At 73.4% G+C, this 22,088-nt stretch carries 18 protein-coding genes; 3 read left to right on the top strand and 15 right to left on the bottom strand.

What is annotated here, in order from left to right; translation table 11 throughout:
* Positions 1–168 precede the first annotated feature (168 nt).
* Entirely contained in the window at positions 169–2,298 is a 2,130-nt protein-coding gene (locus BJ958_RS25590) for an MMPL family transporter (RefSeq protein WP_179729586.1), read from the top strand.
* A 35-nt stretch (positions 2,299–2,333) separates the two neighbouring features.
* Positions 2,334–3,509: a THUMP-like domain-containing protein gene (locus tag BJ958_RS25585; protein ID WP_179729585.1), complete on the top strand. Its 1,176-nt coding sequence runs from the start codon at positions 2,334–2,336 to the stop codon at positions 3,507–3,509.
* 353 nt (positions 3,510–3,862) lie between these two features.
* Here BJ958_RS25585 and tsaD read toward each other — a convergent pair whose 3' ends face one another.
* The 10 genes from tsaD to glmS all read right to left on the bottom strand — a co-directional run bounded on the left by tsaD (position 3,863) and on the right by glmS (position 14,182).
* Positions 3,863–4,927 carry a tRNA (adenosine(37)-N6)-threonylcarbamoyltransferase complex transferase subunit TsaD gene (tsaD, locus tag BJ958_RS25580; protein WP_179729584.1) on the bottom strand — a complete coding sequence of 355 codons (1,065 nt, stop codon included), beginning with the start codon at positions 4,925–4,927 and terminating at the stop codon, positions 3,863–3,865.
* Positions 4,924–5,382, bottom strand: coding sequence for a ribosomal protein S18-alanine N-acetyltransferase (gene rimI / locus BJ958_RS25575; protein WP_179729583.1), 459 nt, complete (start codon positions 5,380–5,382; stop codon positions 4,924–4,926). Before rimI ends, tsaD begins: the two co-directional genes overlap by 4 nt.
* Positions 5,379–6,002: a tRNA (adenosine(37)-N6)-threonylcarbamoyltransferase complex dimerization subunit type 1 TsaB gene (tsaB, locus tag BJ958_RS25570; RefSeq protein ID WP_179729582.1), complete on the bottom strand. Its 624-nt coding sequence runs from the start codon at positions 6,000–6,002 to the stop codon at positions 5,379–5,381. Before tsaB ends, rimI begins: the two co-directional genes overlap by 4 nt.
* Before the next feature lie 41 nt (positions 6,003–6,043).
* Positions 6,044–7,195 (bottom strand): glycoside hydrolase family 16 protein, encoded by a 1,152-nt coding sequence (locus BJ958_RS25565; protein ID WP_179729581.1) that lies wholly within the window; start codon positions 7,193–7,195, stop codon positions 6,044–6,046.
* 153 nt (positions 7,196–7,348) lie between these two features.
* Positions 7,349–8,275 carry a tRNA (adenosine(37)-N6)-threonylcarbamoyltransferase complex ATPase subunit type 1 TsaE gene (gene tsaE, locus BJ958_RS25560; RefSeq protein WP_179729580.1) on the bottom strand — a complete coding sequence of 309 codons (927 nt, stop codon included), beginning with the start codon at positions 8,273–8,275 and terminating at the stop codon, positions 7,349–7,351.
* Positions 8,272–9,369: an alpha/beta fold hydrolase gene (locus tag BJ958_RS25555; protein ID WP_179729579.1), complete on the bottom strand. Its 1,098-nt coding sequence runs from the start codon at positions 9,367–9,369 to the stop codon at positions 8,272–8,274. The genes tsaE and BJ958_RS25555 overlap by 4 nt, the downstream gene beginning before the upstream one ends.
* Complete coding sequence (gene alr / locus BJ958_RS25550; protein WP_179729578.1) at positions 9,366–10,529, bottom strand: alanine racemase; 1,164 nt, start codon at positions 10,527–10,529, stop codon at positions 9,366–9,368. The genes BJ958_RS25555 and alr overlap by 4 nt, the downstream gene beginning before the upstream one ends.
* Before the next feature lie 5 nt (positions 10,530–10,534).
* A complete protein-coding gene (locus tag BJ958_RS25545; protein ID WP_179729577.1) occupies positions 10,535–11,971 on the bottom strand; it encodes an NAD(P)H-hydrate dehydratase in 1,437 nt (478 codons plus the stop codon).
* On the bottom strand, positions 11,971–12,324 hold the full coding sequence (locus BJ958_RS25540) for a holo-ACP synthase (protein ID WP_179729576.1): 354 nt from the start codon (positions 12,322–12,324) through the stop codon (positions 11,971–11,973). Before BJ958_RS25540 ends, BJ958_RS25545 begins: the two co-directional genes overlap by 1 nt.
* 13 nt (positions 12,325–12,337) lie before the next feature.
* Positions 12,338–14,182 (bottom strand): glutamine--fructose-6-phosphate transaminase (isomerizing), encoded by a 1,845-nt coding sequence (glmS, locus tag BJ958_RS25535; protein ID WP_179729575.1) that lies wholly within the window; start codon positions 14,180–14,182, stop codon positions 12,338–12,340.
* Between the two features lie 74 nt (positions 14,183–14,256).
* On the opposite strand from glmS, the gene coaA reads away from it, so the two are divergent.
* Complete coding sequence (coaA, locus tag BJ958_RS25530) at positions 14,257–15,252, top strand: type I pantothenate kinase (protein ID WP_179729574.1); 996 nt, start codon at positions 14,257–14,259, stop codon at positions 15,250–15,252.
* On the opposite strand, the gene BJ958_RS25525 is transcribed toward coaA, so the two are convergent.
* The 5 genes from BJ958_RS25525 to glmM form a co-directional block, all read right to left on the bottom strand.
* Complete coding sequence (locus BJ958_RS25525) at positions 15,239–16,660, bottom strand: serine/threonine-protein kinase (RefSeq protein WP_179729573.1); 1,422 nt, start codon at positions 16,658–16,660, stop codon at positions 15,239–15,241. The two genes, coaA and BJ958_RS25525, sit on opposite strands and share 14 nt — an antisense overlap.
* A 10-nt stretch (positions 16,661–16,670) precedes the next feature.
* Entirely contained in the window at positions 16,671–18,908 is a 2,238-nt protein-coding gene (locus BJ958_RS25520) for a hypothetical protein (protein ID WP_179729572.1), read from the bottom strand.
* Positions 18,909–18,970: 62 nt separating this feature from the next.
* Positions 18,971–19,762 (bottom strand): ABC transporter permease, encoded by a 792-nt coding sequence (locus BJ958_RS25515; protein ID WP_179729571.1) that lies wholly within the window; start codon positions 19,760–19,762, stop codon positions 18,971–18,973.
* A complete protein-coding gene (locus tag BJ958_RS25510) occupies positions 19,759–20,658 on the bottom strand; it encodes an ABC transporter ATP-binding protein (RefSeq protein WP_179729570.1) in 900 nt (299 codons plus the stop codon). The genes BJ958_RS25515 and BJ958_RS25510 overlap by 4 nt, the downstream gene beginning before the upstream one ends.
* A gap of 51 nt (positions 20,659–20,709) precedes the next feature.
* Complete coding sequence (gene glmM / locus BJ958_RS25505) at positions 20,710–22,065, bottom strand: phosphoglucosamine mutase (protein ID WP_179729569.1); 1,356 nt, start codon at positions 22,063–22,065, stop codon at positions 20,710–20,712.
* Positions 22,066–22,088 lie beyond the last annotated feature (23 nt).

The raw sequence follows: 22,088 nt of genomic DNA, 5'->3' as shown, positions 1-22,088 counted from the left end.
GGGTGTGTCCTGCAGGTGACCTGCGCTGGCACACTCGCGGTGAGAGTGCCAGAAACGAAACTAGCACTCTCCGCAAGGGAGTGCCAGAGGCACCCCGCTCCGGGATGTGGCGAGGACCTACCAAAGTCGGTTGACCCGAGCCCCCTGGGCGCCGATAGCGTTCCTGGCATGTTCGGTGCCCTCGGCCGTCTCGTGTCCCGTCGCCCCTGGTACGTCATCGCCGCGTGGCTGGTCGCGACCGTCCTCGTCGTGATGTTCCACCCCAAGGTGGAGGCGACCACGGACCAGGCGGACTTCCTCCCTGACTCCTACGACTCCATCAAGGCGGCCACGTTGATGGCCGACGCGTTCCCCGACCAGACCGACTCCGGCGCGACCGTGGTCTTCGACCGCACCGACGGAGCGAAGCTCGCCGAGACCGACGTCGCGAAGATCGGCGAGATCATGCAGGGCCTCGACCTGCCGAAGGTGTTCACCTCCGCCGGCGAGCCGCTGCTCTCCCCCACGAGCGAGGTCGCGATCTCCAACCTCGCCCTCGCCGAGGGCGTGACCGGCCAGGACGAGAAGGAGCTCGACCAGGTCAAGGACCTGCGCGACGAGCTGAAGAAGGCGACCGACGGCACGGGCCTGCGAGCACAGACGACCGGCTCCCTGCCCCAGAGCTACGACCAGATCCAGTCGAGCGGAAACGCCGAGGCGATCGTCGGGCTCGCGACCGTCGTCCTCATCGTGCTGCTCCTCAGCATCATCTTCCGCAGCGTGCTGATCACGCTGCTGCCCCTGGTGGCCGTGATCGCGTTCATGACCCCGATGGCCAATGGCCTGATCGACATCGCCGCCAAGGTGTTCGGCCTGCAGAAGGACCCGTCGACGACGGTCATCTTGATCGTGGTGCTGTTCGGTGTCGGCACCGACTACGTGCTGTTCTTCGTCTTCCGCTACCGCGAGCGCCTGCGCGAGGGCGAGGAGCACCGCGCAGCGGTGGCGCACGCCATCGAGCGGGCGGGCGAGGCGATCGCCTCCGCGGGCGGCGCCGTCGTGGCGGCGTTCATGGCCCTGCTCCTCTCGACGCTCGGCATGTTCCGCTCGATCGGGCCGTCGCTCGCGATCGCGGTCGCGGTGTCCGTCGTCGCGGCGCTCACCCTCATCCCGGCCTTCGCCACCGTCGTCGGGCGCGCCTTCTTCTGGCCGTCGAAGAAGTGGCGGATCGCGTCCAAGGGTGCGCGGTTCGAGAAGATCGGCAACGCCGTCGGCCGCAGCCCGGTCCGCTACGCGCTCGTCTCCGGCGGTGCCCTGCTGGTGCTCTCGATCTTCGCGCTCAGCTTCACGCCGACCTTCGACATCGGCTCGTCCAGCTCGGCGAAGAACATCGAGTCCGCGAAGGCCTCGAAGACCCTCGAGGAGGGCGGCTTCTCCGCCGGCGCGACCCAGCCCGCCCCGGTCGTGCTGCATTCCGACGAGGCGCTCGACCCCGCGACCTTCCCGGCGTTCAAGGCCGCCCTGGCCGACGCGAAGGGCGTCAGCGACGTCGCCGACCCGATCCCGGCGCCCGACGGCAGGACCGCGATCTTCATGACCACGCTCGAGCACGACCCGTCGTCCGACGACGCGCTGGACGACGTACGCGAGGGCCTGCGTCCGGCAGCGGAGAAGGCAGCACCGGACGGCACGACGCCGTACGTCGGCGGGCTGACCGCGATCTTCGTCGACTTCCAGGCCGCGATGAACCGCGACTACAAGGTGGTCTTCCCCGTCGCCGCGGCGATCATCCTGATCATCCTCGCGCTGCTGCTGCGCTCGCTGGTCGCACCGTGGTACCTCATGGTCTCGGTCGGCCTCGGCTTCGCGGCGACGCTCGGCGCGACGACGATCGTGTTCCAGCTCATCGGTGGCGCGGACGGACTGATCTTCATCCTGCCGATCTACATCTACCTGTTCGTGGTCGCGCTCGGCACCGACTACAACATCTTGATGGTGGCCCGGCTGCGCGAGGAGGCCCGCGAGGGCCTGACCCCACGCGAGGCGGCGGCGAAGGCGATCCACCACGGTGGCCCGACGATCGCCGCGGCCGGCCTGATCCTGGCCGGCACCTTCGCCTCGCTGATGCTGGCCGGCAACTCGTTCATGACCTCGATGGGCTTCGCGATCGCGTTCGGCATCTGCGTCGCCGCCTTCGTGATGGCGATGTTCTTCACGCCGGCGCTCACCGCGCTCATCGGCCACGCCGCGTGGTGGCCGGGCCACGGCGACGAGAAGCGCGACGAGGAGCCCGAGAGGGAGCTCGTCCCCACGCCGTGAGGCGACGCCCTGAGGGGACCTGACAGGATCGGGGGGTGGACCTCGACGACTTCCGGTGGCTGCTGACCGACGAGGGGCAGGCGCTGCTGGCCGAGGCCACCACCCTGGTCGCCGACGGCACACCTGCGCTTGCGGCCGGCTCCGCGCTGCGTCGTACGACGACACCGGAGCGGGCCGCGACGGCGCTCACCCAGGTGGAGCTGCGCGGACGGGCGGTCGCGAAGTTCGGCGACCTGGCAGCGCGCATGTACTTCACCCCCGACGCCCTCGAGCAGGCGACACGCTTGCGGGTCGCCCGGCACCGGGCCGGGCGCGCCGCGGCCTTCGGGACGCAGACCCTCGTGGACCTGGGCTGCGGGATCGGAGGCGACCTGGTCGCCGCCGCTGCGGCGGGCATCGTGTGCGCGGGCGTCGACCTGGACCCGGTGCGGGTGGCCGTCGCCGAGGCCAACCTGGCCGCGCTCGGGCTGCCCGGAGCCGTCCAGGTCGCCGACGCCACGACCGTCGACCACAGCGGCTTCGACCTCGCCTTCGCCGACCCGGCGCGGCGGTCCGGGGCCGGGCGCAGCTTCCGGGTCGAGGACTGGACCCCGCCGTGGACCTGGGTCGAGGACCTGCTCCGCCGCGATGCCTGCGTCAAGGTCGCTCCCGGCATCCCGCACGCGCTGGTGCCCGACGGCGTCGAGGCCGAGTGGGTCAGCGACGACGGGGAGGTCAAGGAGGCCGCCCTGTGGGCGGGCCGTACGGCGACCGTCGCCCGCCGCGCGACCGTGATCGGTGAGGGCGGCCTGGCCACGATCACCGACGAGGAGGACCCGGGCCCGGGTGTCGTCGGGGTGCGCGCGGTCGGCCGCTACCTCTACGAGCCCGACGGCGCGGTGATCCGCGCCGGCCTGGTCACCGCCGTGGCGGCCGGCGTGGACGGTGGCCTGGTCGACCCGAAGATCGCCTACGTGACCGCCGACCAGCCGTTCCGTACGCCGTTCGCCCGCAGCTACCGGGTCCTCGAGACCCTGCCCTACCGCGAGAAGCAGCTCAAGGCAGCCCTGCGCGAACGCGGCATCGGCCGGCTGACCATCAAGAAGCGCGGCGTCGACGTCTCCCCCGAGGCACTGCGCAAGCGCCTCGCACTGAGCGGCGACGCCGAGGCGACCATCGTGCTGACCCGGGTGTCCGGTGAGGGGACGGCGCTGCTCGTCGAGCCGTTCTGAGGGTCCGGTCGCGGCGTGGGCGGCTCGGCTGGCGACTTGGTAACACGTTGCTCGCTGCACTAGCCGCCCCAAGACCGTCGGAAGTGGGGTCTGTGCGGGTCTGCTACAGGCGACGCAGGGCGCGAAGAGCGGCGAACCGCGTGTTACAGCGCCCTCCGGCCGGCCGACCGCCCCTCGAAGCGCTGTAACACGTTGTTGGCTGCACTACCAGCCCCAAGACCACCGGAAAGGGAGCCTGTACGGGTCCGCTACAGGCGACACGGGGCGCGAAGAGCGGCGAACCACGTGTTACAGCGCCGTCGGGCGGCCGCCGCCCGCGAGGCGATCCGTATCACCCCGGGGCGACGAGAGCCTCAGCCCGCCAGCACCTCGGTGACCGGCAGGCTGGAGTCGGCCGGCAGGTCGAGGGTCGAGGGCGTCCGGCCCCGGGCGACCATGGTCGAGCCGAGGGCCGCGACCATGGCGCCGTTGTCGGTGCACAGGCCGGGGCGCGGGACGCGGACCCGGATGCCGAGCTTGGTCGCCTGCTCCTCGGCGAGTGCGCGGAGCCGGGAGTTGGCGGCGACGCCGCCGCCGATCATCAGGTCCTCGATGCCCTCGCTGCTGGCGGCGTCGAGGGCCTTGCGGACCAGTACGTCGCACACGGCCTCCTGGAAGGAGGCGGCGACGTCGGCGACGGGCACGGGCTCGCCGGAGCGCTCGCGGGCCTCGACCCAGCGGGCGACGGCCGTCTTGAGGCCGGAGAAGGAGAAGTCGAAGCGGTGCCGCTCCAGGTCGCGACGGGTGCTGAGACCGCGCGGGAAGTCGATGGCGACCTGGTTGCCCTCGCGAGCCGCCCGGTCGATGTGGGGGCCGCCGGGGAACGGCAGCCCGAGCAGCCGCGCGACCTTGTCGAAGGCCTCGCCGGCGGCGTCGTCGATGGTGGCGCCCATCGGGTCGACGCCGCCGTCGTAGCCGGTGATGTCGGTGACCTTGAGCAGGCTGGAGTGCCCGCCGGACACGAGCAGCGCGAGGCACGGCTCGGGCAGCGGACCGTGCTCGAGCTGGTCGACGGCGACGTGGGCGGCGAGGTGGTTGACGCCGTAGATCGGCTTGCCGAGCGAGAGCGCGAGCGCCTTGGCGGACGCGACGCCGACGAGCAGCGCGCCGGCGAGGCCGGGGCCGTGGGTCACTGCGATCGCGTCGACGTCGGACAGCGCCACGCCGGCGGTGTCGCAGGCGCGCTGGATGGTCGGCACCATCGCCTCGAGGTGGGCCCGGCTCGCGACCTCGGGGACGACGCCCCCGAACCGCGCGTGCTCCTCGACGCTGCTCGCGACGGCGTCGGCGAGCAGGGTGTGGCCGCGGACGATGCCGACACCGGTCTCGTCGCACGAGGTCTCGATGCCGAGGACCAGGGGTTCGTCGCGGGTCGTCACGGGACCATTGTGACGGGTGCGCTCAGCACCAGCGCGTCGGTGCCGTCGCGGTAGTAGCGCGGGCGTCGCCCGAGCTCGGCGAACCCGTGCCGCTCGTAGAAGAGGCGCGCTGCCAGGTTGTCCTCGCGGACCTCGAGCAGCAGCCGCTCGGCACCGCCGTCAGCCGCCGCGGCGTGGACGGCGGCGAGCAGCGCCGTGGCGACGCCCGTACGACGCAGCTCCTCGGGGACCGCGATCCGCTGGAGCTCGGCGTCGACGTCGACCACGCTGAGCACCGCGTAGCCGGCGAACGTGCCGTCGTCCTCGGCGACGAGGTAGGTGACGGTCGGCAGCGCCCCGCGGACACCCTCGCCGACCAGGTTCTCCGACCAGGGGTCGAGCGGGAAGGAGTCGGCCTCGAGCGCGACGATCGCCGCGACGTCGGCGGCGGCTGCGGGGCGGGTGGTGGTGCTCATCGCGCGGACGCCACCGCGTCGGGACGCCGGAGGTAGAGCGGCTCCGAGCCGAGGACCGTGAACCGGCCGGCGACCACGCCGCGCGCCAGCCAGGCGGCGTCGGGCCGCTCGGGACCGCGGGCGTCGGGGAACGCGTCGGGGTAGAGGCGTGCGCCCTCGCCGACCACCGGTGCGTCCGTGGCCAGCACGACCGGCTTGTCGACGACCGGCTCGTCGAGGCGGGCACCGCGGGCGTCGTACGACGCGAGGTAGACCTCCTTGCGCCGGGCGTCCGAGGCGACGACGAACGCGCCGGTGACGGCACCGGTCTCGACCGCCTCGAGGGCGAGGACGTCGAGCGAGCACACCCCATGGACGGGTACGCCGAGCACGTGGGCCATCGTGCGGGCGGTGACCAGGCCGACCCGGAGCCCGGTGAACGGGCCGGGACCGACGCCGACGGCGATGCCGGTCAGGGCGGCCGGCTCCGCACCGGCGCGCGCGAGCACCTGCTCGATGAGCGGGGCGAGCTGCTCGCCGTGCTTCATGCCCTGGCCGGAGGTCGCCGAGGCGACCACGTCGGTCCCGTCGTGGAGCGCGACGGTGACCGTCGAGGAGGCGGTGTCGAAGGCGAGCAGCACGCTCCGAGGCTACCGGCCCGGTGGCCCGCCCACCGCCACGCCTACTCCCAGGCCTTGACCCAGTCGACGAGCAGCGTGGACGTGTCGGGCATGCCGGCGGCACGGGTGTTCCAGCCCAGGCCCCAGACCTGGGTGAGGACGACGTAGAACGGCTTGTCGAACGGCTGCGGTGCGCTCATCCCGGTCGGCGTCCAGGAGTGGGAGTAGCACAGGGTGCCGTCGTAGTAGAACCGCATGACGCTCGGCGTCCACTCGACCGCGTAGTCGTGGAAGGCCGTCGACGAGGTCGGCATCCGGCACGAGTAGCCGGAGCTCAGGGCGGTGTTCTCACCGGCGTAGTGCACCGACGGGTAGACGTTGGCGGGCAGGCCCGAGAACCACTCCGCGATGTCGACCTCACCCGAGGCGGGCCAGCGACCGTAGGCCTGGTCCTGCGGGTAGAGCCAGAACGCCGAGTGCGAGCCGGCGATCCCGGACTCGGCGGGCATCTTGATCCGCGCCTCGAAGCGGCCGTAGGCCTGGGTGAACATCGACCGGGTGGCGACGGTGGACACCTCGGCGTTGGTCATCCACGAGCCGTACGGGCTCCGGCACAGGAACTGCTCGGGCAGGATCGTCGAGGTCAGCCGGAGCAGGCCGGACGAGACGCCGACGGTGCGGTCGTTGTCGACGTAGCAGCCCTGGCTGCCGCCGTACATGCCGCTGATCCGGGTCTCCTGGACCATCCACTTGCTGCGGTCCAGCGCGGTGCCGTCGAAGTCGTCGCGGAAGGTGCAGGCGTAGTAGCCGCCCTCGGCCCGCTCGGGCCGGACCCCGCAGGTGTCGCTCGGCGCGGGCGGCTTCGGCTTGAGCGAGGACGTGGCGACCGGGACGACCTTGCGGGTCCCGCTGACCTTGCCGCCGGCCACGACCCGGAAGGTGCGCGGCTGGTCGGGATAGGGGACGGAGATCCGGAAGGCGCCCTTGCGGGAGGCGCGGTCCTTGCCGACCGTGGTCCAGTACGACGGCCCGCGGGCCTGCAGCCTGACCACCTGGCGCGGCTTGGCGCGGCCCTTGAACACCACGTGCTGGCCGGCGCGCGAGGCGACCCGGTCCAGCACCGGCCGGGCCTCGTCGGCAGAGGCCGGGCCCTCGACCAGGCCGATCGTGGCGGCCACCAGCACGGCGACCAGGAGCAGTCGTACAGAACGCATCGTTCGTTCCCCCCAAGAATTCCCTCGGTCATCACCGTAGGAATCAGGAAGGGGTCGACGGATCGGGTGCGCGGCCCGACTCCGCTGCCCTCAACGGGCCATCGGGTCCGGGCGGGGGGTCCCCGCCCGCGAGGGACGAAGTCCCGGGTCCGGTCAGCCGATCGGTCGCAGGTCGGTGTCGAGCCACCGGGCGCCGATGCCGTCGAGCTCGACGACGCGCGGGTCGGCCTCGGGGTCGGCGACGGTCTGTCCCGTGGCACGGGTGATCCGCACCTCGAGCCGGGCCTCGGCCAGGCCTTCGGCGATCCCGGTCCCCCACTCCACGACGGTGACGGCCTCGTCGAGGTCGGTGTCGAGGTCGAGGTCGTCGAGCTCGGCCCGGCCGCCGAGGCGGTAGGCGTCGACGTGGACCAGCTCGGGACCGTCGCCGAGCGAGGGATGCACCCGCGAGATGACGAAGGTGGGCGAGGTGATCCCGCCCCGCACGCCGAGCCCCTCACCGAGGCCCTGGGTGAACGTGGTCTTCCCCGCGCCGAGCTCACCGCTGAGGACGAGCACGTCGCCACCGGTGAGGTACGCCGCCACCCGGCGGCCGAGCTCGCGCATGTCGTCGGCACCGGGCACGTCGACGACCACCGGCGCCGGCCGCGCCATCTCGACGTACGGCGCGTGGCGGCCGGTCTCGACGAAGCCGAGCTCACGCCAGAACCCGATGGTGCGCGGCAGCTCCTGGCGGGCCAGCAGCCGGACCCGGCGGGCACCGGCGCGGGCGATGTCGAGCAGCGCGGCGCGGACCAGGCCGTGCGCGAGGCCGTGGCCCTGGGCGGCCGGGTCGACGCTCACGCGGCGCAGGTAGACGTCGTCCTCGACCGGGTCGAGGACCAGGGCGCCGACCGGGCGCCCGTCGTCGAGCGTGAGCAGACCGCCGCTCGGGGTGAGCATCGCGGCGATGGAGTCCTCGGTCTCGGCCAGGGCGTCGGCCGGCGGGTCGAGGGCCGGGCGGTCCGCGAACGCGGCCTTCACCACGGCCAGCACCTCCGCGGCGGCCTCGGGGCCGACGCGCCTCGTCTCCAGCGTCATCGCGTCGCTGCCCTCGCGGAGGCGGCGGTGATCAGCTGGTCGAGCTCGGCGTTGACCAGCTCGTGGCGCTCCATGGTCACCATGTGACCGGCTCCCTCGCACTCGAGCAACCGTGACCCGGGGATCCGCGACTGCAGCTTGCGGGCATGACCGATCGACGTCAGCCGGTCGTCGGTGCCGCAGATGACCGAGGTGGGGACCCGGCCGAGCACCTCGACGAAGTCGAACTTGTCGAGGCCGGCGAAGTGCGGGAAGAAGGCGGCGACCACCTCGAACGGGGTCGCGGCGAGCATGTCGTCGACGAACTCGACGTAGCCGCGCGGGGCGTCGCCCCCGAACGCGAACCGGTCGGTGGCGACAGTGGCGACGGCACTGCCGGCACGACGCAGGGAGTCGACGGCGCGGTGGCCCAGGTGCAGGGTGCGGATGGCGCTGCCCGCCAGCGGACCGGCGAGGCGGGCCGGCAGCATGGGCAGCAGCATCCTGCTCGGGTCGAGGCCGCCGGCGGTGGTCGAGATCAGGCCGACGCCGACGACGCGGGTGCCGATCAGCTCCGGGAACTGCTCGGCGAAGGCGACGATCGACATGCCGCCCATCGAGTGGCCGACCAGCACGACCGGACCGTCGGGCACGACCTCCTCGAGGACCCGGTGCAGGTCGCGGCCGAGCTGGTCGATGGTCGCGTGGGCACGGTCGGACCTGCCGGAGCGGCCGTGGGAGCGCTGGTCGTAGTAGACGGTGCGGACCAGGCCGCGGTACGCCGCCCGCTGGAAGTGCCAGCAGTCGAGGTTGAGGCAGAAGCCGTGGACGAAGACGACGGTGACCGGGGGCGTGTCGGACCTGGTACGACGCAGCAGCCGGTCGACCGGGCCGGACCCGGCGACGGGCTCGACCTCGTCGACCTCGACGTGGAGCGGCAGGCCGTCGTCGGCGACCACCGTCACCGGCGTCGAGCGCAGCGACCCGAACGGGATGTCCTCGCCCGCCCGGCGGCTGATCGCCCGCTGCTGGCGCAGGATGCCGACGGCCGCCGTGCCTGCGGCGACACCGAGGGCGCCCGCGAGGGACCCGACGACGCGTCCGCGGCGGCTCATCCCACGGCTCCTTCGGAGTCGACGTACCTGCGGGACATCCGGCCCCCGATCCTGGTGACGATCTCGTAGTTGATGGTCCCGCACGCCTCCGCCCAGTCCTGGGCGGTCGGGCCCCCGGCGCCCGGCGGGCCGAGCACGACGACCTCGGTGCCGGGTGAGGGACGGTCGCCCCCGAGGTCGACGACCACCTGGTCCATGCACACCGTGCCACGGATCGGTCGCCACTTGCCGTCGATGCCGACCGTCGCGGCCTGGTCCGGGGCGTCGGGCCGACCCGCGTTGCGCGGGATGCCCTCGGCGTACCCGACCGGGACCAGGCCGACCGTGGTCGGCTGCTCGGCGACCCACCGCTGGCCGTAGGAGACGGCATCCCCGGGGACGAGGTCCTTGACCGAGAGCAGCGGGGCGGTGACGGTCATCGCCGGGACCAGCCCGATGTCGGTGGCCTCCCCCGGCGCCGGGTCGAGTCCGTAGACCGCGAGGCCGCAGCGCACGGCGTCGAAGCGGGACGACGGCCGCAGGATCGCGGCGGCGGAGTTGGCGAGGTGGCGCAGCTGCGGTCGCAGGCCGTGCTCCTCGGCGAGCGCGAGCGCCTCGCGGAAGCCCTGCTCCTGGCGGTCGTTGGCGGGGTGGTCGGGCTCGTCGGAGCAGGCGAAGTGCGACCAGACGCCGGTGACCTGCCAGGTCCCGGCCTCCTCACCGGCCCGGGCGCTGGCGAACAGCTCGGCCCAGGCCGCCCGGGGCGCGCCGTTGCGCGACAGGCCGGTGTCGACCTTGAGCTGGACCCGCGCCGGTGTGGTGCGGCCGGCGAACGCGCCGGCCATGGCGTCGAGGTCGGCCACGCTGTGGGCGGTCAGGTCGATGCCGGCCGCCGCCGCCGCGGCGAAGTCGCTCCCCGGGCCGTTGAGCCAGCACAGCACCGGTCCGTCGAGACCGGCAGCCCGCAGGGCGAGCGCCTCCTCGACGGTCGCCGTCGCCAGCCACTGCGCGCCGCCCTGCTGCGCGGCCCGGGCGCAGGCGACCATGCCGTGTCCGTAGGCGTCGGCCTTCACGACCGCGATGAGCGGTACGCCGGCCGTGGCGCGCAGCACCCGCACGTTGGCCCGGACCGCCGCCAGGTCGACGACGATCCCGGCCGGGCCGAGGGGCGGGCGCTCCATGCTGCCTATGTTCCCACCAGGGACCCGAGGACCACCGGCAGGGCCGCCGCCACGTCGCTCGCGACGATCGGGCCGTCCTGGGCGGCCAGCGTCGCGGCGGCGCCGTGCAGCCACGAGCCGGCCGAGGCGGCGTCGAAGGGGTCGAGGCCGGCGGCGAGCAGCGCGCCGACCAGGCCGCCGAGGACGTCGCCGGCACCGGCCGTCGCCAGCCACGGGGTGCCGGTCGTGGTGACCCGGACCTGCCCGTCGGGTCGTGCGACGACGGTGTGCCGGCCCTTGAGCAGCACCACGGCGTCGTACCGGCGCGCGGCGAGGCGGGCGTGCTCGAGCATCCGCGCCTCGACCTGGGCACGCTCGACGTCGAGCAGCCGGGCCAGCTCGCCGGCGTGGGGGGTGAGCACGGTCGCGCGGCCGCGGGCGAGGTCGGCGAAGGCGAGCGCGTCGGCGTCGATCAGGAGCGGCACGTCGTCGGCGACCGAGCGGCGTACGGCGTCCTCGGCGCCCGCGTCGCTGCCGGAGCCGACCACCCACGCCTGCACCCGGCCGGGACCGACGACCTCGGGGTGCGCGGCGCGGACCTGGTCGAGGGCCGCCGGGTCGCCGTCGTACCGGACCATGCCGGCGAGCCCGCACGCGGCACCGGAGACGCTGAGCACGGCAGCACCGGGGTAGGTGGCGGAGCCGGCGCGGACGCCGACGACGCCGCGGGTGTACTTGTGGGCGTCGGCCGCGGGACGCGGGAGCAGCGCCGCGACGTCGGCGGCCTGCAGTGCCTCGACCGGGGCGTCGGGCAGGTCGAGGCCGATGTCGACGAGGTGGACCGCGCCGCACGCCCGGGCGGCCGGGTCGACCAGGTGGCAGGTCTTGTGGGTGCCGAAGGTGACGGTCAGGTCGGCGACCACGTGGGGCCCGTCGGTCTCGCCGGTGTCGACGTCGACGCCCGAGGGGGTGTCGACGGCCACGACCGGGATCCCGGCCAGCATTTCGAGCGCTTTCGTTGCTTCGGGACGCAGGCCTGGCCGTCCGCCGATGCCGACGATGCCGTCCACCACCACGTCGAAGGTTGCGCGGTTTGGGACCAAACCGCGGAATTCGGAGGCCGGGGCGTGCGGTCTCTGCCCAATCGGTGGGCTTGCGAGCACCGTGCCACCGGCGGCCCGAAGCGCGTCGACGCCGGCGGCGCGGGCTGCGTCGGACAGCAGCCACGCCTCCACCTGGACACCGCGCCGGGCGAGCAGCGCGCCGGCGTAGAGGGCGTCACCGCCGTTGTCACCGGACCCGACGAGCAGCAGCACCCGGCGGCCGTAGGCGGTGCCGAGGAAGTCGAGCACGGCGTACGCCAGCCCGGCGGCGGCACGCTGCATCAGCGCACCCTCGGGCAGCCGGGCGAGCAGGTCGGCCTCCGCGGCCCGGACCTGCTCGACGGTGTGCGCGTGCAGCATCAGGACTCCAGCACGACCACGGCCGACGCGATGCCGCCGTCGTGGGTGAGCGAGAGGTGCACCGAGGTGACGCCGAGCGCGTCGGCCTCGGCGAGCACGGTGCCGCGCAGCACGAACCGGGGCCGGCCGGACTCCTCGGAGACCACCTCGGCGTCGTGCCACGACATCCCCCGCGGGGCGCCCAGGGCCTTGGCGAGCGCCTCCTTGGCCGCGAACCGGGCCGCCATCGACCGGATGTGCAGGTCGCGCTCCGCCTCGGTGAACAGCTTGGTCACCAGGGCAGGCGTACGACGGCAGGACTCCTCGAAGCGGGCGATCTCGCACACGTCGATGCCGACGCCGACGACAGGCATCAGGTCAGCCCCGTCACTCGACCGTGACGGACTTGGCGAGGTTGCGCGGCTGGTCGACGTCGTGGCCGAGCACGGTGGCCAACTCGCAGGCGAACAGCTGCAGCGGCACGATCGAGACGAGCGGCTGGAGCAGCACGGGCACCTTGGGCAGGCGGATCAGGGCGTCGGCGTACGGCTCGATGGAGTGGTCGCCCTCCTCGGCCAGGCAGATGGTGCGGGCGCCGCGGGCGCGCACCTCCTGGATGCCGCTGAGCATCTTGCCGTGGAGGTGGTCGCGGCCCTTGGGGGGTACGACGCACAGCACCGGCAGCCCGTCCTCGACGAGCGCGATCGGGCCGTGCTTGAGCTCCCCGGCGGCGAAGCCCTCGGCGTGCAGGTAGGCCAGCTCCTTGAGCTTGAGCGCGCCCTCGAGGGCGACCGGGTAGCCGGCGTGCCGGCCCAGGAAGAGCACCGAGCGGGTGCTCGCGTGGTCGGCGGCGAGCGCGTACACCTGCTCCGCGGTGCCGAGGACGGTCTCGATGTGGTCGGGCATCGCCTCGAGGTGGCGCATGATCTCGTCGATCTCGTCGCCGAACCGGGTGCCCTTGACCTGGGCGATGTAGAGCGCGAGCAGGTAGCAGGCGACCAGCTGGGTCAGGAAGCCCTTGGTCGACGCGACGCCGATCTCGGGGCCGGCGTGGGTGTAGATCACCGCGTCGGACTCGCGCGGGATCGAGGAGCCGTTGGTGTTGCAGATCGCCAGCACCTTGGCCCGCTGCGAGCGGGCGTGGCGGATAGCCTGCAGGGTGTCGGCGGTCTCGCCGGACTGGCTGATGGCGACGATCAGCGTGGTCGAGTCGATGATCGGGTCGCGGTAGCGGAACTCGGAGGCGAGCTCGACCTCGACCGGGGTGCGGGTCCAGTGCTCGATGGCGTACTTGGCGACCATGCCGGCGTAGAACGAGGTCCCGCACGCGATGATGATGATCTTGTCGACGTCGCGCAGCTCCTCGTCGGCCAGGCGCATCTCGTCGAGCTGCAGCTGCCCGGACGGCGTACGACGGCCGATCAGGGAGTCCGCGACGGCCCGCGGCTGCTCGAAGATCTCCTTGCGCATGAACCAGTCGTGGCCGTCCTTCTCCGCCGACGACAGGTCCCAGTCGACGTGGAAGCGGCGCGCCTCGACCGGGCGGCCCCAGAAGTCGGTGACCTCCACGGCGTCGCGGGTCATCACGACGATCTGGTCCTGGCCGAGCTCGAGCGCCTCGCGGGTGTGCTCGATGAAGGCGGCGACGTCGGAGCCGAGGAAGTTCTCGCCCTCGCCCAGCCCGACCACCAGCGGGGAGTTGCGGCGCGCGGCGACGACCTTGCCGGGCTCCCCCGCATCGATCGCGACCAGCGTGAACGCGCCGTCGAGCGTCTGGCACACGCGCTGCATCGCGGTGGTCAGGTCCTCCCCGGACTGGACCTGCAGCTCGAGGAGCTGGGCGACGATCTCGGTGTCGGTGTCGGAGAGCAGCTCGTGGTCGTCGGCCTCGAGGCGGGCACGCAGGTCGAGGAAGTTCTCGATGATGCCGTTGTGCACCAGCGCCACCCGGCGTGCGGGGCCGGTGTGGGGGTGGGCGTTGACGTCGTTCGGCGGGCCGTGGGTGGCCCACCGGGTGTGGCCGATGCCGACCTCGGCGACCGGCATCGGCTGCTCGCCGAGCACCTTCTCGAGGTTGGCGAGCTTGCCCGCCCGCTTCTCGACGCTCAGCGTGCCCTCGTGGACGACGGCGACCCCCGCGGAGTCGTAGCCGCGGTACTCGAGCCTGCGGAGACCGTCGATGACGGTGTCCTGGGCCGACTGAGGCCCGACGTATCCGACGATCCCGCACATGATCGGCCAGTCTACGGGTCCGGATCGGGGATGCGCCGGACCCACCTCCGGGTCCGGCTGGAACAATCGGCGCCATGACGACGGGCACCCCGGCGGACACCCACCACGGCGAGGAGTCGTCGCGGGAGGCTTCGCCGTACGTCGAGCTGGACCGTGCGACCTGGGCCGACCTGGCCAACGAGTGGCGCCAGCAGGGCAGCCCGCTGACCAGCGAGGAGGTCGTCCGACTGCGCGGCATGGGCGACTCGCTGGACCTCGACGAGATCCGCGACGTCTACCTGCCGCTGTCCCGGCTGCTGTCGCTGCGGGTCAACGCCGCGACCCGGCTGCACCACGAGCAGGAGCAGTTCCTGCACCGTCGCACTCCCCCGCGCACACCCTTCGTGATCGGCCTCGCCGGCTCCGTGGCGGTCGGGAAGTCGACCGCCGCGCGCGTGCTGCAGCAGATGCTGGCCCGCTGGCCCGAGCACCCCAACGTCGCGCTGGTGACCACCGACGGCTTCCTCTACCCCAACGCCGAGCTCGAGGCGCGCGGGCTGCTCCAGCGCAAGGGCTTCCCCGAGTCCTACGACCGCCGCAAGCTGCTCAAGTTCGTCATCGACATCAAGTCCGGCAAGGACGAGGTCGAGGCGCCGGTCTACTCCCACCTGGTCTACGACGTCGTACCCGACGAGAGGGTCGTCGTGAAACGGCCCGACATCGTCATCGTCGAGGGCCTCAACGTCCTCCAGCCCGCCCGGGTCCGCGAGGACGGCCGCACCGGCCTGGGCCTGTCGGACTTCTTCGACTTCTCCATCTTCGTCGACGCCAACACCAACCACATCCGGGAGTGGTACGTCGACCGGTTCCTGCGGCTGCGCGAGACCGCGTTCCGCGACCCCAACTCCTACTTCGCCCGCTACGCCGCCCTCAGCCACGACTCCGCCGTCGACGAGGCGCGCCGGATCTGGGACTCGATCAACGGGCCCAACCTGACCGAGAACGTGCTGCCGACCCGGTCCCGGGCGACGCTGGTGCTGCGCAAGGCGGCGGACCACGCGGTGCAGTACGTGCGGCTCAGGAAGATCTGAGGTCCGCGAGCACGTACTTCACACGCACGAGCCGCTTCCCGTCCTCGTCGCGGACGGTCAGCCGCGCCCCGGTCGCCCGGTCGGCCACCGGGAACCCACCGGCGCAGGTGCCACTCGGGCACAGGCCGTCGTACTCGCTCACGGCCTCGTGCTGCCCGACATCAACGGTCCCGTCGGCCGCGACGGTGCGGCGGGTCCGGGCCACGTCGTCGGAGTACCTGCCGTCGACCGCGAGCTCGAGCTCGACCGTGACCGACGCACCGGCACTCAGCCCCCGGGCCCGCACGTCGAACCACCGGCAGGCGACCTGGACCTCCCTGCCCTGCACCGTCACGACGTAGCCGCACGCTCCGTCCACCGGGATCAACCGGGCCTCGGGCTCGACGGTCGGTGTCCCGGTCGTCACCGGATCCCGAGCCCCGGCCACCGACGGCTCGTCGCGCCCCAGCCACCAGGCCCCGCCCCCGAGCACCGCCACCAGTGCCGCGGCAGCGAGCACCACGGGCAGGACCCGCCGTCGTGCTGGTCCCGGCCCGGGCTCGGGCGGGAGCGGCGGTGGCGTGGTCACGGTGGCCGGGGCCGTCGGGACGGGCGTACCGGCCGCGATCCACGCTCGCAGCGCCTCGGCGGCCTCGCTGACCGTCGGGTACCTGTCCTCCGGTGCCTTCGCCATGCACCGCGCGACGATCGCGTCGAGGCCCGCGACCCGCTCGAGGTCGGCCGGGAGGTGCGGGACGGGGTCGTTGATGTGGGCGTTCGCGGCCTGGAAGCTGGTGCCGTCGTACGGCGGCCGGCCGGTCAGCAGGTTGTAGAGCAGGCAGCCGAGGGCGTAGATGTCGGTGGCCGCCGTCGCCGCCTGCCCGAGGTGCCGCTCGGGCGCCATGAACGGCGGGCTGCCCGGAACGCCGCCGGTGACGGTGATCCCGCCGTCCTCGGCGGTGGCGATGCCGAAGTCGGCGAGGACCGGGAGCAGCTGCTCGCCGCGACGCCACAGCAACACGTTGCCGGGCTTCACGTCGCGGTGGACCACGCCGGCGGCGTGCGCGTCGGCGAGCCCCTCGGCGACGGCGGCGGTGACCTCCGCCGCGAGCCGCGGCGGCATCGGGCCGTGCTGCTCCAGCCAGCCGACCAGGTCGCCGTCGGCGTGGAAGTCGGTGACGAGGTAGAACTGGCCGTCGCTGCTGCCGTAGTCGAAGACGACGACGATGTGCGGCGAGCGCACCCGCGCGAGGATCGCGGCCTCGCGCTCGAAGCGCCGGACGAACTCGTCGTCGACGAGCTCCTGGCGGATCACCTTGACCGCGACGGTGCGGCCGAGGACCCGGTCGCGGGCGCGGTACACGACGCCCATGCCACCGCTACCGACGATCTCGAGCAGCTCGTACCGATCGGCGACGACGCCGAACATCATCGGCACCTCACCGGGCGACCTGGAACCGGCAGGCCGCGGCGGCCCGCTGCACCCGGCCCGGGTAGAAGGGGCCGATCAGGTCCAGCGGGTCGACCGGCGGCTCGGCCCCGGGGGACGGCGCCGACGGTGCGGTCGTGGTGGTCTCGGCGGCCCGGACGTTGCGGACCACGGTCGGCGCCGGGGCCGGGGCGGGCGCGCGGACGCTGACCCGGACGGCCTGCCGCGACATCGCCGTGCTCAGCGCGCCCTTGCCGCGCACCTGGACGGCGTACACCCAGCGCCCGGCCCTGCTCGGCCGGTGGACGACGCGGAACCGGCCCTTCCTGTCGGTACGCACGTGGACCTTGGTGCGGGCCAGGATCCCGCTGCTGCCGGTGACACGGACGGCGTACAGGTCGACGGTACGACGCCCCTTCGGCTTGACCCGGCCCTCGATCACGAACGGCCGGCCGGCGACCGCCGCGCGGCTGCGCTTGCGGAAGCTCACGGCCGGTGTGGCGACCACCCGGAACGACCCGGTCGACTCGGGCTGTCCGTTGACGCCCGTCGCGACGACCGCGACCCAGCCGTTGCCCGTCACCGGGATCGGCACCTGCGTGACGCCGGGCCCGGCGACACCGGTGAGAACCGGCGCCCCGGCGGTCGCGGCGGTCTCCGTGGCGGAGAAGTAGAGCGCGTAGCCGCCGCCCTGCAGCAGCCGGACCTGCTCCCGGGCGACGAACGGGTACGACGGCTGGCTGACCGCGCAACCCTCGCGGGCACCGACCAGCGGGTCGACCAGGCGCACGAAGTCGACCGCCGAGGGACGCAGGCTCCACAGGCCGCTGGGGTCGGTCGTGACGACCTCGAGCTGGGAGCGCCCGCCGGAGCCGCGGCGCCCGACGATGCAGGCGCTGACACCGGCCGGCAGCGTTCCCCCGGCACCGCACAGCGGGATCCGCTGCTGGAGCCCGGGGCGGGACCGGAAGACCGTCAGCTCCGCCGCGGGCCGGGAGTCCTGCAGCTCGAGGTAGAGCGTGCTCGGCACGGCCGGGGCCGCGATGCTGACGGCGGGCTGGAGGTCCCCGTTCGCCGCAGGGACCGCCCCCTCCTGGAGCACGACGCCGGACACGGCCTGCTGCGGCGACAGCACGGCGACCTGGGGGTCCTTGGCGCTGGTGGCGGGCAGGCACGGGCGGGCGGCGTCGCTCGCCGGGCCGGGGTCACCGCAGGACGCCGTACCGAGGCGCGCGCCGGCGCGCAGGTCGCCGGTGATCGGCGCGGTGCCGGCGATGCTGAGGCCGCCGGTGCGCACGTCGACCTTCCCGCTGCCCGTGTAGTCGACGTTGAGGGCGCTCGCCCCGGTGCCGGCCGACTTGACCACGGTCCCGTTGTTGGTCAGCGCGGCCAGGTCGGTGTCGAGGGGGTTGTTGGTCTTGCCCTCGAACACGCTGGCGTCGCCCGCCAGCTCGAGGGTTCCGCCGGACTCGATCGTGATCGCGGTGTCGCGGTCGGCGGCGACGTACCCGGATCCGGAGATCCTGAGGCGACCACCCGACTGGACGTCGACGGAGTAGCCGTCGAAGAGGTTGACGCCGCGGCCCCCGACCTCGAGCAGGCCCCCCGACTGGACGCTCAGGACGCCCGACACCGCGATGCCCGAGCATGCCTGGACCGCCTGCCCCATTCCTTGGAGGAAGGCGCACAGGTCGTTGTCGAGCGTCGAGACACCGCTGCCCGCACGCCCCCACTCGACGGTTCCGGCGACGTCGATCGCCCCGGGCCCACCGAGCGTCGCATTCCGCAGGCTGACCCTGGCAGTCGCCGCGATCGAGGAGTCGAAGTCCTTGGCGGGATCCGTGTGGCCGTAGACCCAGATGCGCGCGTTCCCCGTAGCGTCGAGGGTGGTGTCGGAACCGACGACGAAGGCGATCACGTGCACGTTGACCGTCCCGTCGAGGCTGATGGTGCCGCTGCCCGACGGGATGCACACGTAGCCCGTCGTGCTGTCGTCGCTGGCCGGCGTCCCGAAGTAGTTCGGCTTGCCGTCGTTGTCGGCCACGCCCTCGACGGTCCAGTTCGTCGCTGTGTCCCAACGACCGTTGCCGGTGCTCCCGTCCCAGACGAAGCGCGTCAGGCCCGGCGGCACCGCACCGGTGCACGGCGCGGCCGCGGCGCCCGCAGAACCCGCGGTCCCCAGCACCGCCAGCAGGCTCCCGACCAGCACACCTGCGGTCCCCAGGGCCCATGCCCGCAGTCTCGCCATGCCATCCCCCACGAGGTCGTCCCGAGACCCGAGGTCAGCCTAAGGGCGAGGAGGTCTCCGGTTCAGCCGATGTCACGACGCAGGGTGGTCAGCCTGCCGATCACCGCGAACCCGGCGGCGTACCCCACCAGCACCAGGGCCGCCGCCCACCGCGGCAGCAGGTCGACGGTGCCGGTGCTGCCGAGGAAGGATGCGCCGATGAGCGAGTCGGCGGCGCCACCGGGCAGGTAGGCGGCGGCGCCGGCGAGCGCGTCGACCTGGCCGAGCCCGAGCCGGGCGATCGGCTCGACGAACTGGGTGAACGCGAGGATGACCACGATCGCGGCGACCTGGTTGGGCACCAAGCTGCCGAAGGCGACGCCGATGACGGCCCACAGCGCCACGACGACCACGCCGAGCGCCAGCCCGGACAGCACGTCGCCGTCGCCGAGGAAGGCGCCGTCGCCCTGCGCGGCGAGCAGCGGGGCCCCGCCGGCGACCACGGCGCCCTGGCCGAGGAGGCCGGCCACCAGCCCGATCGGGACGACGGAGGCCAGCTTGGCCAGCAGGAACCTCGTGCGGTCCGGCTCGACGAGGAGGCTCTGCGTGATGGTCTTGTGCCGGAACTCGGTGGTCATCGCGAGGCTGCCGATCACCAGGGGGAAGACGTAGCCGACGCCGTTGACGAGGGCGTACGTCGCCCGCGCCGCGTCCTCCCCCACGAGCGGCGCCTCGGCGCCGTCGGGGACGAAGACGAAGGAGGCAGCGACGGCGACGCCGATGAAGGCGAGGTAGCCGACCATCACGACGAGCATCAGCCACCAGATCCGGGTGGTGACGAGCTTGCGGTACTCCGCCAGCAGCGCCGCCCTCATCGCTCCGCCTCCGGCCGGGTGAGCTCGAAGAAGAGCGCCTCCAGGTCGACGTCGCGGCGGACCAGCTCGTGCAGCTCGATCCCGGCCGCGTGCGCTGCGGCACCCACCTCGGCCGCGGTCGCACCGTCGACGACCAGCCCGTCGCCGTTCGCGGTGGCCACCCAGCCACGGTCGGCCGCGAGAGCGGCGAGGGCCTCGGGGCGCGGTCCGGCGACGTACGCCGCCGGCGTGGCCCGGGTGCGCAGCTCGGCGAGCGTCGAGGCGTGCCGCAGCCGGCCCTCGGCGATGACCACCACCTCGTCGACACTGGCCTCGACCTCGCGCAGCAGGTGGCTGGACACGAGCACCGTGCGCCCCTCGCCGGCGAACTGCCGCAGCAGCCGGCGGATCCACACGATGCCCTCGGGGTCGAGCCCGTTGGTCGGCTCGTCGAGGACGATGACCGGCGGGTCCGCGAGCAGCGCGGTCGCCAGGCCGAGGCGCTGGCGCATGCCCAGGGAGTACTTGCCGACCCGCTGCTTGGCCGCGTGGTCGAGGCCGACCGCCTCGAGCAGCTGCCGGCAGCGGTTGCGGGAGACCCCCACCTGCGGCGCGAACACCTCGAGGTGGGCCAGGCCGGTGCGCCCCGGGTGGAAGCTCGACGCCTCCAGTGCGGCCCCGACGACACGTCCGGGCCGCGGGTGGGCGGCGTACTCCCTGTCGCCCACCAGCGCCCGGCCCGCGCTCGGCCTGGTCAGGCCGAGCAGCATCCGCAGCGTCGTCGTCTTCCCTGCGCCGTTCGGGCCGAGGAAGCCGGTGACCACACCCGGCCGCACGGTGAACGTCAGGTCGTCGACCGCGCGGACCGCACCGAACTGCTTGGTGAGGCCTTCGATGGCCAGCGAGGGGGCACTCATGGTGACACCTTGCCAGTCAGGCGCAACGGGTCGTCACCCCGGGCAACCCGCTCAGAGCGCCAGGCGCTCCCGTACGACGTCCGCGAGCCGCTGCGCGACCGCGTCGGCCTGCTCGGCGGTGGGGGCCTCGACCATCACCCGGACCAGCGGCTCGGTGCCCGAGGGGCGCAGCAGCACCCGGCCGGACGTGCCGAGCTCGGCCTCGGCGCCGGCCACGGCCTCGAGCAGCGCCGGGTCGTCCGTGCGGGCGCGGTCGACGCCGGCGACGTTGACGAGCACCTGCGGGAGGCGCGTCATCACGCCGGCGAGCTCACGCAGCGAACGACCGGTGGTGGCCATCCGGCGGGCGACGTGGAGTGCGGTGAGGATGCCGTCGCCGGTGGTGGCGTGCTCGCGCATGATGACGTGACCGGACTGCTCGCCACCGAGGCTGAACCCGCCGCGGCGCATCTCGTCGAGGACGTAGCGGTCACCGACGGCGGTCTGCACGACGTCGATGCCCGCCTGCTCCATCGCCTGGAGCAGGCCGAGGTTGCTCATCACGGTGGCGACGAGCGTGTCGTCGACCAGGCCGCCCGCCTCGCGCAGGGCGAGGGCGAGGATGCCCATGATCTGGTCGCCGTCGACGACCTCGCCGGTGTGGTCGACGGCCAGGCAGCGGTCGGCGTCGCCGTCGACCGCGAAGCCGGCGTCGGCACCGTGCTCGAGCACGGCCTTGCGCAGCGGCTCGAGGTGCGTGGAGCCGCAGCCGTCGTTGATGTTGAGGCCGTCGGGCGAGGCACCGATGGTGACGACCTCGGCGCCGGCCGCGGTGAGCGCGCGCGGGCCGACCTCGCTGGCGGCCCCGTGGGCGCAGTCGAGGACCAGCTTGAGCCCGGCGAGCGGCTTGCCCATCGGGGCGTCGAGGGTGCGGACCAGGTGGTCGACGTACTCCTTGACGGTGGGTCCGTACGGCGTCACGCGGCCCACGGACGCACCCGTGGGCCGGTCCCAGTCCTGGCCCAGGAGCGCCTCGATCTCGCGCTCGAGGGCGTCGTCGAGCTTGACGCCGCCGCGGGCGAGGAACTTGATGCCGTTGTCGGGCATCGGGTTGTGGGAGGCGCTGATGACGACGCCGACGTCGGCGCCGAGCGCGTCGGTGAAGTAGGCGACGCCCGGCGTCGGCAGCACCCGCAGGCGCAGCACGTCGACCCCGGCCGAGGCGAGGCCCGCGACCACGGCGTGCTCGAGGAACTGCCCGGAGATCCGGGTGTCACGACCGACCACGGCGAGCGGGCGGGGGCGGCTGTAGCCGCCGTGCTCGACCAGCACCCGGGCCGCGGCGCTGCCCAGGTCGACGGCCAGCTCGGCCGTCAGCTTGTCGTTGGCCAGGCCACGGACGCCGTCGGTCCCGAAGATGCGCGGCACGTGCTCCCCCTGCGGTTGTTCGG

This window comes from Nocardioides kongjuensis (assembly GCF_013409625.1).
GTDB lineage: Bacteria > Actinomycetota > Actinomycetes > Propionibacteriales > Nocardioidaceae > Nocardioides > Nocardioides kongjuensis.
This window is presented reverse-complemented; position numbering and strand designations above follow the sequence as displayed.

Bases quoted from the DNA above. Each gene is read 5' to 3' on its own strand.
- BJ958_RS25590 (WP_179729586.1), top strand. From the start codon at position 169: ATGTTCGGTGCCCTCGGCCGTCTCGTGTCCCGTCGCCCCTGGTACGTC.
- rimI (WP_179729583.1), bottom strand. From the start codon at position 5,382: ATGAGCACCACCACCCGCCCCGCAGCCGCCGCCGACGTCGCGGCGATC.
- BJ958_RS25565 (WP_179729581.1), bottom strand. From the start codon at position 7,195: ATGCGTTCTGTACGACTGCTCCTGGTCGCCGTGCTGGTGGCCGCCACG.
- tsaE (WP_179729580.1), bottom strand. From the start codon at position 8,275: ATGACGCTGGAGACGAGGCGCGTCGGCCCCGAGGCCGCCGCGGAGGTG.
- BJ958_RS25555 (WP_179729579.1), bottom strand. From the start codon at position 9,369: ATGAGCCGCCGCGGACGCGTCGTCGGGTCCCTCGCGGGCGCCCTCGGT.
- alr (WP_179729578.1), bottom strand. From the start codon at position 10,529: ATGGAGCGCCCGCCCCTCGGCCCGGCCGGGATCGTCGTCGACCTGGCG.
- BJ958_RS25545 (WP_179729577.1), bottom strand. From the start codon at position 11,971: ATGCTGCACGCGCACACCGTCGAGCAGGTCCGGGCCGCGGAGGCCGAC.
- BJ958_RS25540 (WP_179729576.1), bottom strand. From the start codon at position 12,324: ATGCCTGTCGTCGGCGTCGGCATCGACGTGTGCGAGATCGCCCGCTTC.
- glmS (WP_179729575.1), bottom strand. From the start codon at position 14,182: ATGTGCGGGATCGTCGGATACGTCGGGCCTCAGTCGGCCCAGGACACC.
- coaA (WP_179729574.1), top strand. From the start codon at position 14,257: ATGACGACGGGCACCCCGGCGGACACCCACCACGGCGAGGAGTCGTCG.
- BJ958_RS25525 (WP_179729573.1), bottom strand. From the start codon at position 16,660: ATGTTCGGCGTCGTCGCCGATCGGTACGAGCTGCTCGAGATCGTCGGT.
- BJ958_RS25520 (WP_179729572.1), bottom strand. From the start codon at position 18,908: ATGGCGAGACTGCGGGCATGGGCCCTGGGGACCGCAGGTGTGCTGGTC.
- BJ958_RS25515 (WP_179729571.1), bottom strand. From the start codon at position 19,762: ATGAGGGCGGCGCTGCTGGCGGAGTACCGCAAGCTCGTCACCACCCGG.
- BJ958_RS25510 (WP_179729570.1), bottom strand. From the start codon at position 20,658: ATGAGTGCCCCCTCGCTGGCCATCGAAGGCCTCACCAAGCAGTTCGGT.